The organism is Porcibacter vitabionis, assembly GCF_046263795.1.
Classification (GTDB): Bacteria; Bacillota; Clostridia; order Lachnospirales; family Lachnospiraceae; genus Lachnocurva.
Genome location: NZ_JBJYZD010000004.1, coordinates 65,640 through 81,737, shown reverse-complemented (window position 1 = coordinate 81,737; position 16,098 = coordinate 65,640). Strand labels below are relative to the sequence as shown.

Here is a 16,098-nt window from a genome sequence, read left to right as displayed (position 1 = left end):
TGTTGACTTGATGAAACATCATCTATCATAACGACAATTGACATTTTATTCAATAGGGTTGACGGATAGGATCGGTGAATGGGAAGACTTTTTCGGCTCTCTCATGACATACAGGAGACTCCGGAGGAGATGGCAGAGGCTGCGGTAGCTATGCAGCATGGACGAATATTCGATATATGAAATCTTTTTGAAATCATGCGTGTTTAGGCCTTCTGAAAGCTATGTAGAATGGGCGAATATTCGATATATGAATTCTTTTTGAAATCATGCGTGTTTAGGCCTTCTGAAAGCTATGTAGAATGGGCAAATATTCGATATATGAAATCTTTTGAATTTGATGCGTGTTTTTAGGACATTTTTATAGCATGAATCCAAAAAGATTTCATATATTGAATATTTGCCCCTTGAAAGCCCCTGTTTTCAGCATAAAACACGCATGATTTTAAAAAGATTTCATATATCGAATTCTTGATTTCCAAACAAGCCGCATCTGGTAGAGTCAGGTGTTTATCGTAGGTCAGGGATCCGTTCATAAAGCTGATGATTGATCGGTATTCCGTAAAATCATGTGTTTGCTTAGAGCAAATTTACATAGAAATATGAATTTGCTCAAAGTCTGTTAAAGTGCATATCTATCATCAAGAGGCCCTGATTTTATCAGGGCCTTCTTTGATAGCGTACCCATGAATGAAGACTGACCGATGAAGTCTCATCGGCCCTTTTCCGTTCCGACCTTTGATTTCGTACCCATGAATGAGGACTGGCACAAAACCTATGATAGATACAGGATCCGGCAAGCAGAGACATGTGATAGGTCACACCCATCACAAGATATCAATATACTCCCCGGCCAGAGCTTTATTCATGCTTCTGACTGCGCAGAATTTTCCGCACATACTGCAGGTATCACTGTGGTCATCTTCCGGGAGCCGGTCATCACGGATGGCTTTGGCGGTTGCAGGATCCAGGGCACAGGCAAATTGTGCATCCCAGTCGAGCTTTCTTCTGGCATCCGCCATGCGGTCATCGATGTCTCTGGCACCGGGGATTCCCTTTGCGATGTCAGCGGCATGAGCTGCGATCTTTGAAGCAATGATGCCTTGCTTTACGTCATCCAAATTGGGCAATGCCAGGTGTTCTGCCGGTGTTACATAACAAAGGAAGGCCGCGCCGCTCATTGCAGCTACAGCGCCGCCGATGGCAGCAGTTATGTGGTCATAGCCTGGTGCAATATCCGTAACCAGAGGCCCCAGGACATAGAAGGGTGCTTCCATACAGATACTCTGCTGCACCTTCATATTTGCCGCAATCTGATCCAGGGGCACATGTCCCGGCCCTTCCACCATGACCGAAACATTGTGATCCCAAGCTCGCTTGGTCAGTTCACCCAGCCGGACCAGTTCCTCGATCTGGCATACATCGGTTGCATCCGCCAGACATCCCGGACGGCAGGCATCTCCCAGAGAAATGGTGACATCATGCTCCTCACAGATATCCAGGATCTCATCAAAGTATTCATAGAAGGGATTTTCCTGGCCAGTCATACACATCCAGGCAAAGACAAGACTGCCGCCGCGGCTGACGATATTCATTTTCCTCTTGTGATTCCGAATCTGATCGATTGTTTTTCTCGTGATACCGCAATGTAGTGTTACGAAATCTACACCGTCCTCGGCATGAAGTCTTACCACGTCAATGAAATCCTTTGCAGTCAATGTGGCAAGGTCTCTCTGATAATGGATTACACTGTCATAAACAGGAACCGTTCCGATCATGACAGGACATTCGGATGTGAGTTTCTGTCGAAAAGGCTGGGTGTTGCCGTGACTGGACAGATCCATGATGGCTTCAGCACCCAGATCAACGGCACTCATGACCTTCTCCATCTCGACATTGTAATCCTTGCAATCCCGGGAAACGCCGAGGTTTACATTGATCTTGGTGCGAAGCATACTGCCGATGCCCTCCGGGTTCAGGCAGGTGTGATGCTTGTTTGATGGAATCGCAACCTTCCCCTCTGCTACAAGCTGCATCAGCTTGTCGACCGGCATATGCTCCTTTTCGGCAACGGTCTTGATTTGTTTTGTGATGATTCCCTTTCGCGCTGCATCCATTTGAGTGGTATAGTTCGACTCTGCAGCGCCTGCGCTTTTCATTGCGTTCGTTGTCATGTGGTTTCCTCCTTTAAACACATCTGTCAACAACTTTTGTAAGGCGACAGAAGGTGGTGCTCCCAATCTGCCGCCGACAAGCAAATCCTGTTCTGTTTTCCGCACAGAAAAAACACGTCTGGACCTGCCAAACGTGTTTTGATTCAAAGCTTTTGATCCCTACGTTGGCATTATCCAAATCAGGTCATGGGTCGAAACGTATTCGTTTCCTCTCAGCCAACTTCAGTCAGCTCCCCGTTTTTTGTTTATCGATAACATGGTAGCACTTTCCGATGTTTTTGCAAGGCAGGGGATCTGTGATTGGGGTAGGAATTGTCAAGGAAAGTAAAATGCTTATCCCGAAAAAGCATAAAGAGGAGTAAACTAAAAAAATACAATATATTCTACAAGTAAACAGGGAGGGGTTAGAATGAAAAAGAAATTTTTGCTAATGGTTGTGCTTTCGGTAATGGCAGTAGGCTTATTGGCCTGTGGAAAGGCTGATAAAGCGGCTTCTGGAAACCAAGAGAAAACGGAAGTAAAAGAAGAGGCAAAGGAATCGACAGCAGCAAAATCATCAGAAGAGAAGAAAGCTGAGGCTGAGAAGGCATACATCGCCGGCCTGAAAAAGCTTGGAGGAACCAGCTTTAAGATGACCATTGTTTTTAGCATGGATAGTGGTTTAACCGCTACTATTCAAGGTGAGGATGGCATACTGTTCTGGGTGAAGCCAAAGAAGACAAGTAATTTGGTTACTGTAGGTTATGACTGCAGCAAAAATCAACTTAATATCAATTCTATCACATTCAATGATGCGGGTGAGGCACAGACAGTATCTAATGTTCCGGTGGATAACTTTATTGAGGCTGCCGACAATTGCAGGTATCTCTTATCATCTGCCAATACGAAAGACGGCAAAGAGGTTTTGACGGTTGAAGGAAGAGATGTCGCTCAAAGCTTTGGTGATGGGATGCATGTCTCCATGCGAATGATTGAAATCAAGGATGATGGAACTCTGGAACTTGTTTTTGATGATGGAGCAAATGGTTCATCGGCTGAAGATATCACCTTGGATTACAGAAATCACTATAATGCTTTTATGGGAACGAACGATACGCAAAATGAGTTTGATGACCTGTTTTACAATGGAAAGTTCCTGACAGAGAAGATGAACCAGCCGATTTATGCTACAATTTCTTTTCAATCTTATGCTGGAAAGATCATTGCGGATGGTGGAGATTATAGTAAAGTTGACGAAATTACATCAAAACTGTATGGTCCCGATTCTAAAGGTGGTGTTTCGGTCGACTGGGGAGAAGGTACTTTTGAAACAGATCCGAGCTTTCGATAATTCTTCCTTTGTCATCGCCAGAAAACAGGTTTTTCTCTTCTGATGATACCTTTGATACCTTCCAATTCTCGATGCAGTGTTCCCTGTCAAGTTGTAGAGGGAAGATTGGAGTTTCCGGAGCAAGAAGATGTTCGCCGGCTGGGCCATGAAGAGCTAGATCGCATGGACGGGCTGTCGGCGGATCATGATTTTGCCAATGAATTATGCTTGATAGGATTTGAGATCTATTGTTACAATTGAGAAAAGATTTCTTCGGAGGATTTTTCTCATGTCGATTCTGGCAGTTTTGCTTGTGATTCTCCCATTTTTTATTGGTTTATATTATGAATGGGCCGTATCGATTTCAGTGATATGTCTGACAGGCCTTTTGGCTTGGACGATAAAAAGAAAAAGGCGGATCGATCTGTATCTATCCACAGGTTCGGTCTGCCTTTTGGTGGTCTTCCTTGGAGCGCTTGTCTCTCTTTTTTCCGGCATTGCTGCCGGGACCGGGGTTTACGGTGTCCTTCGTATGGTCGGGGTCATGGAGCTTATGCTGCTTCTGATGCAGGATGAGACTGAGAAAGCTGCCGGTTCAGCGGAAGGTGAGCTGCATGTGGAGCATTTGGCGAATGATGGGCCAAAGATGCCGGTGGATAGGAGTGAGAAGAAAACGACGCGACGGGCACTCATAACTTACCTGCCCTGGGCAGGCCTTCTCTATTTTCTGGTCAGCCTGCTCTTTTATTTCTTGCCGGGAGGACGCGGATATGTCTATATCGATGGCCGTTTTGCCGGTCTCATGGGTTATGCCAACGTGACGGCAGCCTTCTTTCTCATCAGCCTGATTTGTGAAAATGAAAAGCCAATGCTTCCGGGAAGATGGGCCGGCAAGTTCTTAGCGGTTCTGCAGCCACTTCTTATGGGCTTCGGGATCCTCTGGACCGGCAGCCGCTTGACGGCCGTTCTTCTTCTCCTTTTCTGGCTTTACATCCTGATTCAAAACCGGTCCAAACGCCTCCGAAACTTTCTGATGGGTGCTGGCAGCATGGCACTTGTCGCAATCTATCTGGCAAATATAGACCATTACTCTGCTTTGGGCCGTTTTCGAGAGCTTTTTTTGGCAAACGCAAGCTCCATGATCCGCCCGGCCTACTGGTTGGATGCCATTCGGGCGCTGGTAAAGAGACCATTGGGGTTTGGCTATGAGGGATTCTTTATCAGTCAGGGTGCCATTCAAAGCGGACCCTATTATGTCCGCTGGCTTCACAATGGTTTTCTGGAGTGTGCCTATTCCTTCGGCTGGATCGCAGGGATTGCTGCAGTTGTTCTTGCAATATGGAGCATTGGGAAAGCGGAAGGGATAGAAAGGCTTCTGCTTTTGATTTTCGCGATCCGTTTCTTCCTGGATTTTGATATGCAGTTTCTGGCCATGGTTTATATTTGCCTGGCCTGCATGGACTGGAAAGAGGGGAGAAAGTATACGATTGGTTGGGATTCCAGGTTTTTCTTCGGCCTGGTTTATGGAATAGGAGCTTTGATTCTTGCCTTTTCCTTCTGGATCGGCTCAGCGAATTTGTCTTACTACAGGGGCGATGTCCGGGTGGCTTCGAAGATCTATCCTTATGATTGGGAATACCAGCTGCAGCTGATGGAGATGGATGAAAAGAAGGAGAAGACCGCAGAGAAAGTGGTGTCCCTGAATCCCTATTGCAGTGCGGCCTGGCTGGCCCTCAGTGATGCAGCCGGGGAGCGGGGGGACTTCAGAAAGGCGGTTTCGGATGCTGTGCGGGCGGCCCGCTATGACAGCGCAAGACCGGCCAAGATGGAGAATGCATATCGATTGATCCAGTTTGCAAGCTGGGCCGGCCAGGATGGGGCCTTATCCGGAGTATCAGGGGAGTCGAAAGCTTCGGACAGGTCAATGGACTGGTATGCCGGACAATTAGAAGAAGTCATAAGATTGGCAGAAGAAGTGATGGCCCGGAAGAATCCTTTCTGTGTGAGGGCGGGATATACGGTTGATGAAAGTGGGCTTCTTTTGCAAATGAAGCAAAGCCTGTCAAAGATGCAGTAGAGCATAGCAGATATGGATCGAGTAACTTTGAGCTTTCCGGTTTTTTTCACAAATTCGGAAAGCTTTTTTTGTGCATATCTCCCTGTTGTTGCTGAAAGGGTGGTCTGATAAAATAGAGGAAACCAAAAAGCGGAAATTGGTTTCCGTTAGTACTCTGAAATAGTACTCTGAAACCGTAACAGGGAATGCAACATTGTAACCTGACAACTTTTCATTTATTTTAAGGGGGTATGTATGGAGAAAAAGAGAAATCTTACAGGTAGAGAAAAAGCCGGCTATGGTCTTGGCGCAGTAGCTAAGGACATGGTCTATATGCTCTCTGCCAGTTATGTCCTTTATTATTGCCAGGACATCATGGGAGTCAACGCCTTCGCTATGGGCGTGATTCTTCTGGTGGCACGTATTTTCGATGCATTCAATGACCCGATCATGGGTGTTATAGTAGCGAAAACGAGGACCAGGATGGGAAAATTTCGTCCCTGGCTTCTGATTGGTACAATGACGAATGCAGTTGTCTTGTATCTCATGTTTGCCTGTCCGCCTGCATTGGACGGATCCGGATTGATTGCTTATGCGGCAGTGACCTATATTCTCTGGGGTGTGACCTATACCATGATGGATATCCCCTTCTGGTCGATGATTCCTGCATTTACCAGAGGCGGAAAGGAGCGTGAGAATCTTACAACATTGGCGCGTTCCTGCTCCGGCGTCGGCTCGGCCCTGGTTTCTATTTTCACGGTAATGATCGTTCATGCACTCGGCACTATGGCGGGAGCTTCCGGCGCGACGGAAGTGGAGCGGCTTGGTTTCCGTTATTTCTCTTTGATCGTAGCAGTCATTTTTGTTGTCTTCATCATTATCACAGTGACATCGATCAAGGAAAACCCGACCACCAATATGGAGACAGCATCCATTGGCGATATGTTCCGGTCTCTGGTCAGAAATGATCAGGCTATGGCCATTGTTGTAACGATTGTTCTTGTAGATGTGGCAATGTATATCACATCCAACCTTGTGATCTACTTCTTCAAATATGACCTCGGCGGAACCGGCTGGTACAATGGTTATACACTGTTCAACACGGTTGCCGGCGCCGCTCAGATCCTTTCCATGATGATCCTCTATCCTCTTTTAAGACAGGGATTAAAGATTGCAAATACCACGATATTCTATGCGGGACTTGTTATGTCCATGGTGGGGTATGGTATCCTTCTGGCCTTTTCAGCAGGTGGAGCAAAGAATCTCTTGTTCTTCCTGATCCCCGGTGTTCTGATCATGGCAGCTTCCGGTATGAACAATGTCCTGATTACGATTTTCCTTGCGAATACAGTTGATTATGGGGAAATCAAAAACCATAGAAGAGATGAGTCCGTCATCTTTTCCATGCAGACTTTTGTCGTAAAACTTTCCTCCGGCATCGCTGCCCTGGTGGCATCGATAACGCTCGGAGTCTTGAAACTTTCCAATAAGGCAACGACAGCTGCAGATCAGGTGGTAGACTTCTCTCAGAGTGTCAATACAGCCCAGAAGATGGGACTTCGGCTGGTCATGACACTGATTCCGGCTGCGGTTCTTGTGATTGCCTTTGCCTGGTTTCGAAAGAGATATAAGCTGAATGATAAGAAGGTCCTGGAGCTTGCTGATCAAGTGGCAAAGCTGCATGAGGCAGAAGGAAAAAAGGAAGATTGAATCATCAAAAATGAGTGGCACGTGCCACTCATTTTTTTGTGCCTGATTTTGGAATCATTGGATAAATATGACCTGCACTAGCACCATATAGAGAATTGTTCCTGCAGCCATGGACAGGATCATCTGCTTCTTCCATCGGTAGATGAGAAGGGTCAGGATCGAGGCCGAGATCTCCGGGATACCATGACTTCCGCCATTAGAAAAGGATCGGATCAGGTCTGTATTTCTCAGGCAATAAACCACAAGAAGACCGAAGACGGCAGGACCCAGGACCTTGCCGAGATATTGGATGATCTTCGGAACCGGCTTTCCTTCCGGAAAAATGAGATAGGGGAGAAAGCGGGTGAGGACTGTACCGAGCCAGATCAGAAGGAAGGTGAGGATCAGTTCTTGCTTTGTCATTTTTCACCAACGCCGCAGGGCAGGAAGCCCCGACTTCTGTAAGTCGTGGGAGGAATGCCCGTTTTAGCGGCGTATTTTCTTTATGTAACATTGCTCTTCGCCAAAATATATGATACAATAATTTTGGCGAAGAAAGTAGGCATTGTATATGGAGCAGACAATTACAGCAAAACTTCAGATTTTAGTAAATCCTTTTGATAAGCAGATACTCTGCGATACCATGAAGGCTTATTCTGATGCTTGTAATTATGTGTCTGAATACATATACAAAACACATAACCTTAGTCGTTATAGTGTACAGAAAGATACTTACTATCAAGTCCGTGAAATTTATGGTCTCCGTTCTCAGATGGCAGTTTCTTGTGTACGAACAGTTATTGCTAAATACAAGACCATTCTCGAAAATCAGAAAGAGTGGATAAAGCCTGTATTTAGACTTCCTCAATTAGACCTTGCATGGAACAGGGATTATTCGCTTAATACAAAAAACGATATATTTTCTGTTAATACATTGAATGGTCGTATCAAGGTTGCTTTCTATAAAAATGGCTTTGAACAATATTTTTCTGATAACTGTAAGTTTGGCACTGCGAAGCTTGTGAATAAACATAATAAGTTTTATTTGCATATACCTGTAACATACGAAATTACCGAACTTAAAAAATCAGAAGTTTCTAATGTTGTTGGGATAGACCGTGGAATCAGGTTTCTTGCTGCAACATATGATAGTAATGGAAAATCTGTATTTTATGATGGTAATGTCGTTAAACAAAAACGTGCTCATTATAAGTCTTTGCGTAAGCAGTTACAGCAGGTCGGCACTTCATCATCCCGTAGACGAATGAAAGCTATCGGTCAACGAGAAAACCGTTGGATGCAGGATGTAAACCATTGTGTATCAAAGGCACTCGTTGAGAATAATCCCGTTGGTACTTTGTTTGTCATTGAAGATTTAAGTGGTATCCGTTCTGCTACTGAAAGAGTTAAGGTGAAAGACCGTTATGTTTCCATATCATGGTCTTACTATGATTTAGAACAGAAACTATCTTACAAAGCCTTAAAGCATCATCAGCTTGTAGAAAAGGTTAATCCTGCTTATACAAGCCAAACTTGTCCTAAATGTGGTCATACAGCAAAGACTAACCGCGACAAGAAAATACATCTTTTCTGTTGTAAAAACTGTGGTTATAAATCGAACGATGACCGCATTGGAGCTATGAATCTGCATCGTATGGGAATAGAACTATTAGTACCTGATGCAGTTGCTACGGAGTAAATCTCTGTAGTACAGGTACGTGTCAACGTGCCTACGATGTAACGCCACTTTTAGCAGTAATGTTAAACGACTAAATGTGGGAGGATTTATCCGCTATACCACAGGGCAGTTACAAGCTCCGACCTCAAAGCGATAGCTTAGGTCGGGGTAGTTGACCTCCTTCGATAAAAGGCCGTAAGGCAATGAAAAGGATAAGAATCAGGATCATGGCCGGCACAATAAAGCGATCCGGACCGAACAGAACCAGACAGAGAAGGGATGCCAGGAATCCCAAAAGTTCAGGCAGATGGACCTTGATGCGGAGGATCGCCGTATGCAACCTTAGAACTCGTTATAAATGGAGCTGTAAAATCCCACAAAATTCTGCTTTCATTCTTATAAAAATTGCCCTATTGTTTGGCAATCCCGTGGATGTTACTCTAAAATGGAAACCAAAAGCATAAATACGGTTTCCTCCATCTGAAACGAACTCAGCTGAGAAAACATAAGAGTAAGAGGAAACAATAAAAGCAATCATAGGAAGAGGGAGTTTATGACAGAGAAATTTTACCTGGACAGAAACTGGAAATTCCAACCGGAATTCTCCGATGCATATGTAAATAGGCCGATGGAAAATGGGGAAGAGATCATGCTGCCGCATACCGTAAAGATCCTTCCCTATGACTATTTTGATGAAAATTCCTATCAGATGCTTTCCTGTTATCAGCGACAGATCATCTATCGGAGCGACTGGCAGAATAAGAGACTGATTCTTACCTTCGACGGCTGTGCGCATCAAAGCCAATTCTATCTGAACGGGGAGAAAATTGGCGAGCATCACTGCGGTTATACGGCATATTCCATCGACATTTCCGGGAAACTGAAGGAAGGATCCAATCTTCTGACGGTTCGGCTGGATTCCCGGGAGAATTTAAACCAACCTCCCTTTGGCTATGTCATTGATTATATGACCTATGGCGGAATTTACAGAGATGTATATCTGACCGTGACAGAGAAGGAAGCCCTGACGGATGTCTTCTTTCAGCCTTCCCTTACATCGGACGGCAGGGGCAGTCTTCGGACCTCAATTTCTGTAACAAAAGAAGCAGAATCTATGATCTGGGAAGGGAAGGCCTCGATCCTGATCCGTCTGGATGGAAAGGAGATCCTGCGGGAGAAGATCGATCCCTCGAAAAGAGAGGCAGGAAGAGATCTCTCAGAGGATCTCGTGGGCTTAAGTACAAGTGACACTTATTCCTTCGACAGTGATCCATTACATATTAAGAAATGGGATATCGATGATCCGGCCCTTTATCAGGCAGAGGTCCTTCTTCTCATCGATGGGGAGGTCAGAGATCAGAAGACGGAAAGCATAGGTTTCCGCACCATGGAATGGAAGGCAGACGGTTTCTATCTGAATGGAAGAAAGGTGAAGATCCGGGGCTTGAACCGGCATCAGAGCTACCCTTATGTCGGCTATGCCATGCCGGAAAGTATGCAGAGGATGGATGCCAGGATCCTGAAGGAGGAACTGGGAGTCAATACCGTAAGAACTTCACACTATCCCCAGTCCCAGTATTTTATTGATGAGTGTGACCGGCTCGGGCTTTTGGTTTTCACCGAGATCCCCGGCTGGCAGCATATCGGAGAAGGCGTCTGGAAGGACCAGGCAGTTTTAAATGTCAGAGATATGATCCTTCAGTATCGGAATCATCCTTCTATTATGATCTGGGGCGTCCGGATCAATGAATCGAAGGACGATGATCCTTTTTATGCAAGAACCAATGCGGTTGCCCATGCATTCGATGGAAGCCGGGCGACCGGCGGCGTCCGTTGCAGAACTGCAGATAAGAATACCAGGATCCAGGAAGATGTCTTCACTTACAATGACTTCTTTCATAATGGGAAGAACAAGGGCTGTCTGAAAAAGAAAAAGGCGACGAATGATCTGTCCAAGGCTTATCTCGTAACGGAGCACAATGGCCATATGTATCCGACCAAGGCCTTCGACTGGGAAGAACACCGGCAGTCTCAGGCGATAAGGCATGCCAGGGTCATTTCTGATGTCGGTTTGGAAAGTGATATTGCAGGTAGTATCGGTTGGTGTATGTTTGACTACAACACCCATAAGGACTTCGGAAGCGGCGACCGAATCTGCTATCACGGTGTCTGTGATATGTACCGGAATCCAAAGCTTGCTGCCTTCGTCTATGCGGCAGAGGGGAGAAAGCAGCCGGTTCTCGAGATTTCTTCCACCATGGATATCGGAGAGCATCCGGAGTCCAATCGTGGCAGGTGCTATATCATCACGAATGCGGATTCAGTCGATATGTATAAGAATGGCAGGCTTTTGAAGGAATACTCCCCTTCGGACTCCGCTTTCCGCGGGATGAAACATGGACCGATCCTGATCGATGACTATATTGGCAAAGATTTGGAAACGATCGAGGGTATGACTGCGGATCAGGCCAGGACGGCAAGTGATCTTCTGAATTCTTTCTCTCTGAACCAGGGGAAAATGACCGGGAAGATGATCTTAGAAGCCGTAAAGCTCATTGTGAGATACCATATGAATCCAGCAGATGCCATCGGCCTCTATCAGAAATATATCGGAAACTGGGGCGAGAAATCGACCGAGTATGAATTCATTGCGAAAAAGGATGGACAAGTTGTAAGCGATCGAAAGATCTCTCCTATGACAAAGCGACAGATGGATGTCCGCCTGTCTTCGGATCGTCTGGTTTTTGACAAGACTTATGATGTTCTTGCCATTCGTCTTTCCATGCGGGATGAGCATGGGAATCTCTTATCCTTCTGTAATGAACCGGTGGAAATCGAGATCGACGGGCCGGCTTCCGTCATCGGACCCAAGGTAACCACTCTTCGTGGAGGCATGGGCGGCTTTTATTTAAAGTCTGTGGATCAGGAAGGCGAAGTACATATTACGATTCGAAGCGAAAACGCAGAAGACAAGACTTTTGTTGTGGAGGCGAGAGAAAAAAGGGAGTAGAATGATAAAGGAATGGCAAAAGGTACTTTTGCACTCATATCATTGAATTTTTGCGAATTTTTGCATTGAGGAGAGCCCGGTCCAATGAATTTTTTACATTTGAAAAAGAAAGCAAGCCTTTTTTCTCTGTTTCTTATTGGGATTCTGGTATTTTCCCTATGCGCATGCAGCGGAGAGAATAGCCGGGCATCATCGAAACAGGCATCATCGAAAGGGGCAGCAGAGAAGCTGATGAAAACGGAGGATTCGGGGAAAAAGACTTCGGAGCAGAAGGATGTGAAGGACAATAATCAGGGAAAGGATACATCCGGCCAGGAACAGGCAAATCCGCCGTCTGCTCCATCTGTAGGGGCCAACCAACCGGAAGAAGGGACCGCAAGCAAAGAAAGTCATACGTCCGCTCCAGCTGCTTCGTCCACTCCATCTGGTCCGGCTGCTCCATCTGCAGGGACCAGCCAACCGGTTGCAGGGAGAAAACTGGTCTGCATTGATGCCGGTCATCAGGCGCACGGAAATAGTGCCAGAGAGCCGATCGGCCCCGGTGCCAGCCAGACCAAGGCCAAGGTCTCCGGCGGCACCAGAGGTGTTTCGACCGGACTTCCGGAATATGAGCTGACCCTTCAGGTCTCTTTGAAATTACAGCAGGAGCTGGAGGCAAGAGGTTATCAGGTCATCATGGTAAGGACAAGCAATGATGTCGATATTTCCAATTCGGAAAGAGCGGCGATTGCGAATCAGGCTAATGTATCTGCTTTTATTCGAATTCATGCCAATGGAGTCCAAAATTCTTCAGTCAATGGAGCCATGACCATCTGTCAGACTCGGTCTAATCCCTACAATGCGAAACTCCATGACCAGAGCTATGCTCTGTCGAAGGATGTTCTGGACAATCTCGTGGCTTCGACCGGCTGCCGGAAGGAATACGTCTGGGAGACCGATAGCATGAGTGGGATCAACTGGTGTCAGGTACCGGTCACGATCGTAGAAATGGGTTATATGACCAATCCGGCTGAGGATCAGAGGATGGCTTCTCAGGACTATCAGGCCAAGATCGTCACGGGCATTGCAAATGGTATCGATGCCTTCCTTTCCGGCCGCTAAGGGTAATATTTCTATCTGTCAGTTGGAAAAACAACAGACTTATTCAACATCTGTGTGATATAATAATTCAAACTTATTGGGACACCTTTAACAACCTTTCAGAAAAGGAGGCGTAAAAGGAATGGGATACATCGCAGACCGGGAACAGTTTGAGAAGCTGTTTTCCTATTGGCAGAAGGAGTATGAGATCTGGGCTCCGAAGAGATTTCAGGGGGGCGGACGGTTTTCCGATACGGATGCTGTCCGGTATGCAGTTGCGAAAAGCCCGGATGAGATCGAATTTCAGGAGAAATCCGCTTATTCCTGGAAGGAGGCAGTCCTGCCGCCTTCTGAAACCCTGTTTTATTTCTCTCAGTCTCATATCGAAGAGACCGAGGCACCGAAAAAGAAGAGACTGGTATTCTTAAGAAGCTGTGATCTCGCAGCCGTCAAGAGAATGGATCAGATCTATCTGAAGAATGGTGCTCCCGATTATTATTACGAGAGGAAACGAAAAGATCAGGCCTATGTCATGATCGGTTGTCCGGTAAGCTGTGAGAACGGATTCTGTGTCAGCATGAATTCCAATCTGTCCGACAACTATGACATGAGCGTGGATCTTATGAACGGGACCTATCATCTGGATTGCAAGAGAGAGGATTGGGATAGGGTCCTTCAGGAGAGCGGAGCAGAGAAGGCGGATGTAAGTCCGGCCCGCGTGACCGAAAATAAAGTCAAGGTCAAGGTACCGGAGAATCTGACCTATGAAGTCGGGAAGAGCAGTATGTGGGATCAGTATGACAAACGCTGCATCAACTGCGGCCGCTGTAACTTTGTCTGTCCGACCTGTACCTGTTTTTCCATGCAGGATCTCTATTATGATGCCAATGGCAAGGTCGGCGAAAGACGCCGTGTACAGGCCTCCTGTATGGTAGACGGTTATACCGATGTAGCGGGCGGTGCTAGTTATCGGAAGAAGAATGGCGAACGGATGCGCTTTAAGACCTTACACAAGGTTTTGGATTTTAAGGAGCGTTTCGGTTATCAGATGTGCGTCGGATGCGGCAGATGCGATGATATCTGTCCGGAGTATATTTCCTTCTCCAATATTATCAATCATCTGGAAGAAGGTATGAAGGAGGTAGCGAACAATGGCAGTGAGAAATGATTATGTTCCTTTTCCTTCGAAAATTGAGAAGGTCATTCGTCATACCAAAACGGAATATACCTTCCGTATGCATTTCGACAATGCCTTGGAACGGGTAAAACCCGGCCAGTTCTTTGAAATTTCCATGCCGAAGTATGGAGAGGCACCGATTTCTGTCAGTGGTATTGGTGAAGATACGATCGATTTCACCATCCGCCGGGTCGGAGTGGTCACCAATGAAGTGTTTGAGCGGTATGAGGGCCAGGAGCTTCTGATCCGCGGACCTTATGGAAATGGCTTCGAGTTCAGCGATTATGACGGATCGGAATTGATCGTTGTTGCCGGAGGAACCGGTGTATCTCCGGTTCGCGGAGTGATCGATCATTATGCTCATCATCCGGAAAAGGTCAACGGCATCACGGCAATCGTCGGATTTAAATCGCCGGATGATATCCTCTTTCGCGACGATCTGAAATACTGGGACGAGCATATCGACCTTCGAATGACTCTGGACAGCGCCAAGGGTCAGCCCGGTTATCGGGAGGGCTTTGTTACGGCGGTTGTTCCGGAACTTACCCCCAAGGATCTCTCGAATACCAAGGCAATCGTTGTAGGACCGCCTCCCATGATGCGCTTTACAATTGCAGGCCTTCTGAAACTGGGTATTCCGGAAGAGAATGTCTGGCTGTCTCAGGAAAGAAAGATGTGCTGCGGACTTGGAAAATGCGGACATTGTAAGATCGGAAATGTCTATGTCTGCATCGATGGGCCGGTATTCCCTTATGTAAAGAGTAAAACAATGGTTGATTGATGGAGGTGGACATGGATATCAATACAAAAGATCTGAAAAAGAATGCATTCCGTGTCACCAAAGTACGCGGAGTAACATCATCCAGAATTCGTGTACCGGGAGGCCTTTTGAAGGCAGAGTATCTCGGAAAGATTCAAGAAATCGCAGAGACCTATGGAAACGGAACGGTCAATTTGACCTCTCGCCAGGGATTTGAAATTCCGGGCATTCCTTTCGAGAAGATTCCCGAGGTCAATCAGGCTCTGCAGGAAATTATTGACGGCACCGGGGTCAATCAGACCGGAAGAGAACGTGGAGAGGGATATCCGGCTTCAGGTACCAGAAATGTCTCTGCCTGCGTCGGAAACCGTGTATGTCCTTATGCCTGCTATGATACTACGGCTCTGGCTCAGAAGATCGAGAAGGTCATCTTCCCGGACGATCTGCATGTGAAGATCGTTCTGACCGGATGTCCCAATGACTGCCAGAAGGTTCGTATGGGTGATATCGGTATCATGGGTATGACCGAACCCCAGCTGGATCCGGAACGCTGTATCAGCTGCGGCGCCTGCATCAAGGCCTGCCGTTCCAAGTCTGTGGACGCTCTGACCAAGGTGCATTTCCGTCCGGAACGTGACAGTTATAAGTGCATCGGCTGTGGCGAATGTATCAATGCCTGCCCGAACCTTGCCTGGACCAGAAGTGATAAGAAGTACTTTCGAATCACTCTTCTCGGCAGGACAGGTAAGAAGAATCCCCGGATGGGTGTGGATTTCATCAAATGGGCGGATGAAGACAGTGTCATCCAGATCATTAAGAACACCTATGAGTATGTCCGCCATTATATCAATCCGGATTCTCCCGGTGGTAAGGAGCATATCGGTTATATCGTTGATCGGACCGGTACGGAAGAATACCTGCGCTGGGCATTAAAGGATGTCCATCTTCCTGAGATCGCGGAGGTTTATACGCCTTTGAACTGGAATGGTATCGAATATGCTCATAATAAGTATTTTGGAAATCAGAAGTATCATGCAGACGGCACGATCGTAACTGACTTTTCCAAGCAGGATCCGAAGAAATAAAAAATATCTCGGAGGAGAGAACAATGTGTGTATAATAAAACAGCGCAAGGCAGCTCTTGCGCTGTTTTTAAACATAAGCATTG

At 46.5% G+C, this 16,098-nt stretch carries 11 protein-coding genes; 9 read left to right on the top strand and 2 right to left on the bottom strand.

All coding sequences use genetic code 11. The features are described from left to right. Positions 1 to 824 precede the first annotated feature (824 nt). Complete coding sequence (thiC, locus tag ACKX2L_RS04650) at positions 825 to 2,171, bottom strand: phosphomethylpyrimidine synthase ThiC (RefSeq protein ID WP_497552733.1); 1,347 nt, start codon at positions 2,169 to 2,171, stop codon at positions 825 to 827. Positions 2,172 to 2,580: 409 nt separating this feature from the next. Here thiC and ACKX2L_RS04645 point away from each other — a divergent pair, with 409 nt between their 5' ends. The 3 genes from ACKX2L_RS04645 to ACKX2L_RS04635 all read left to right on the top strand — a co-directional run bounded on the left by ACKX2L_RS04645 (position 2,581) and on the right by ACKX2L_RS04635 (position 7,246). Further along, on the top strand, positions 2,581 to 3,501 hold the full coding sequence (locus ACKX2L_RS04645) for a hypothetical protein (RefSeq protein ID WP_497552732.1): 921 nt from the start codon (positions 2,581 to 2,583) through the stop codon (positions 3,499 to 3,501). 367 nt (positions 3,502 to 3,868) lie between these two features. Then, a complete protein-coding gene (locus ACKX2L_RS04640; protein ID WP_497552731.1) occupies positions 3,869 to 5,557 on the top strand; it encodes an O-antigen ligase family protein in 1,689 nt (562 codons plus the stop codon). 234 nt (positions 5,558 to 5,791) lie between these two features. Further along, positions 5,792 to 7,246: a glycoside-pentoside-hexuronide (GPH):cation symporter gene (locus ACKX2L_RS04635; protein ID WP_497552730.1), complete on the top strand. Its 1,455-nt coding sequence runs from the start codon at positions 5,792 to 5,794 to the stop codon at positions 7,244 to 7,246. Between the two features lie 54 nt (positions 7,247 to 7,300). Here ACKX2L_RS04635 and ACKX2L_RS04630 read toward each other — a convergent pair whose 3' ends face one another. Next, positions 7,301 to 7,648 (bottom strand): branched-chain amino acid transporter permease, encoded by a 348-nt coding sequence (locus tag ACKX2L_RS04630; RefSeq protein ID WP_497552729.1) that lies wholly within the window; start codon positions 7,646 to 7,648, stop codon positions 7,301 to 7,303. 148 nt (positions 7,649 to 7,796) lie between these two features. On the opposite strand from ACKX2L_RS04630, the gene ACKX2L_RS04625 reads away from it, so the two are divergent. The 6 genes from ACKX2L_RS04625 to asrC all read left to right on the top strand — a co-directional run bounded on the left by ACKX2L_RS04625 (position 7,797) and on the right by asrC (position 16,015). Beyond that, on the top strand, positions 7,797 to 8,924 hold the full coding sequence (locus tag ACKX2L_RS04625) for an RNA-guided endonuclease TnpB family protein (RefSeq protein WP_497552728.1): 1,128 nt from the start codon (positions 7,797 to 7,799) through the stop codon (positions 8,922 to 8,924). Positions 8,925 to 9,456: 532 nt separating this feature from the next. After that, positions 9,457 to 11,913, top strand: coding sequence for a glycoside hydrolase family 2 protein (locus ACKX2L_RS04620; RefSeq protein WP_497552727.1), 2,457 nt, complete (start codon positions 9,457 to 9,459; stop codon positions 11,911 to 11,913). A gap of 231 nt (positions 11,914 to 12,144) precedes the next feature. Further along, entirely contained in the window at positions 12,145 to 13,014 is an 870-nt protein-coding gene (locus ACKX2L_RS04615; RefSeq protein ID WP_497552726.1) for an N-acetylmuramoyl-L-alanine amidase, read from the top strand. Between the two features lie 121 nt (positions 13,015 to 13,135). Next, a complete protein-coding gene (gene asrA, locus ACKX2L_RS04610) occupies positions 13,136 to 14,161 on the top strand; it encodes an anaerobic sulfite reductase subunit AsrA (protein ID WP_497552725.1) in 1,026 nt (341 codons plus the stop codon). Then, entirely contained in the window at positions 14,145 to 14,951 is an 807-nt protein-coding gene (gene asrB / locus ACKX2L_RS04605) for an anaerobic sulfite reductase subunit AsrB (protein WP_497552724.1), read from the top strand. Before asrA ends, asrB begins: the two co-directional genes overlap by 17 nt. Before the next feature lie 11 nt (positions 14,952 to 14,962). Then, the gene (gene asrC, locus ACKX2L_RS04600; RefSeq protein ID WP_497552723.1) at positions 14,963 to 16,015 is read left to right on the top strand and encodes a sulfite reductase subunit C; all 1,053 of its coding nucleotides are present in this window, start codon (positions 14,963 to 14,965) and stop codon (positions 16,013 to 16,015) included. Positions 16,016 to 16,098: the final 83 nt, after the last annotated feature.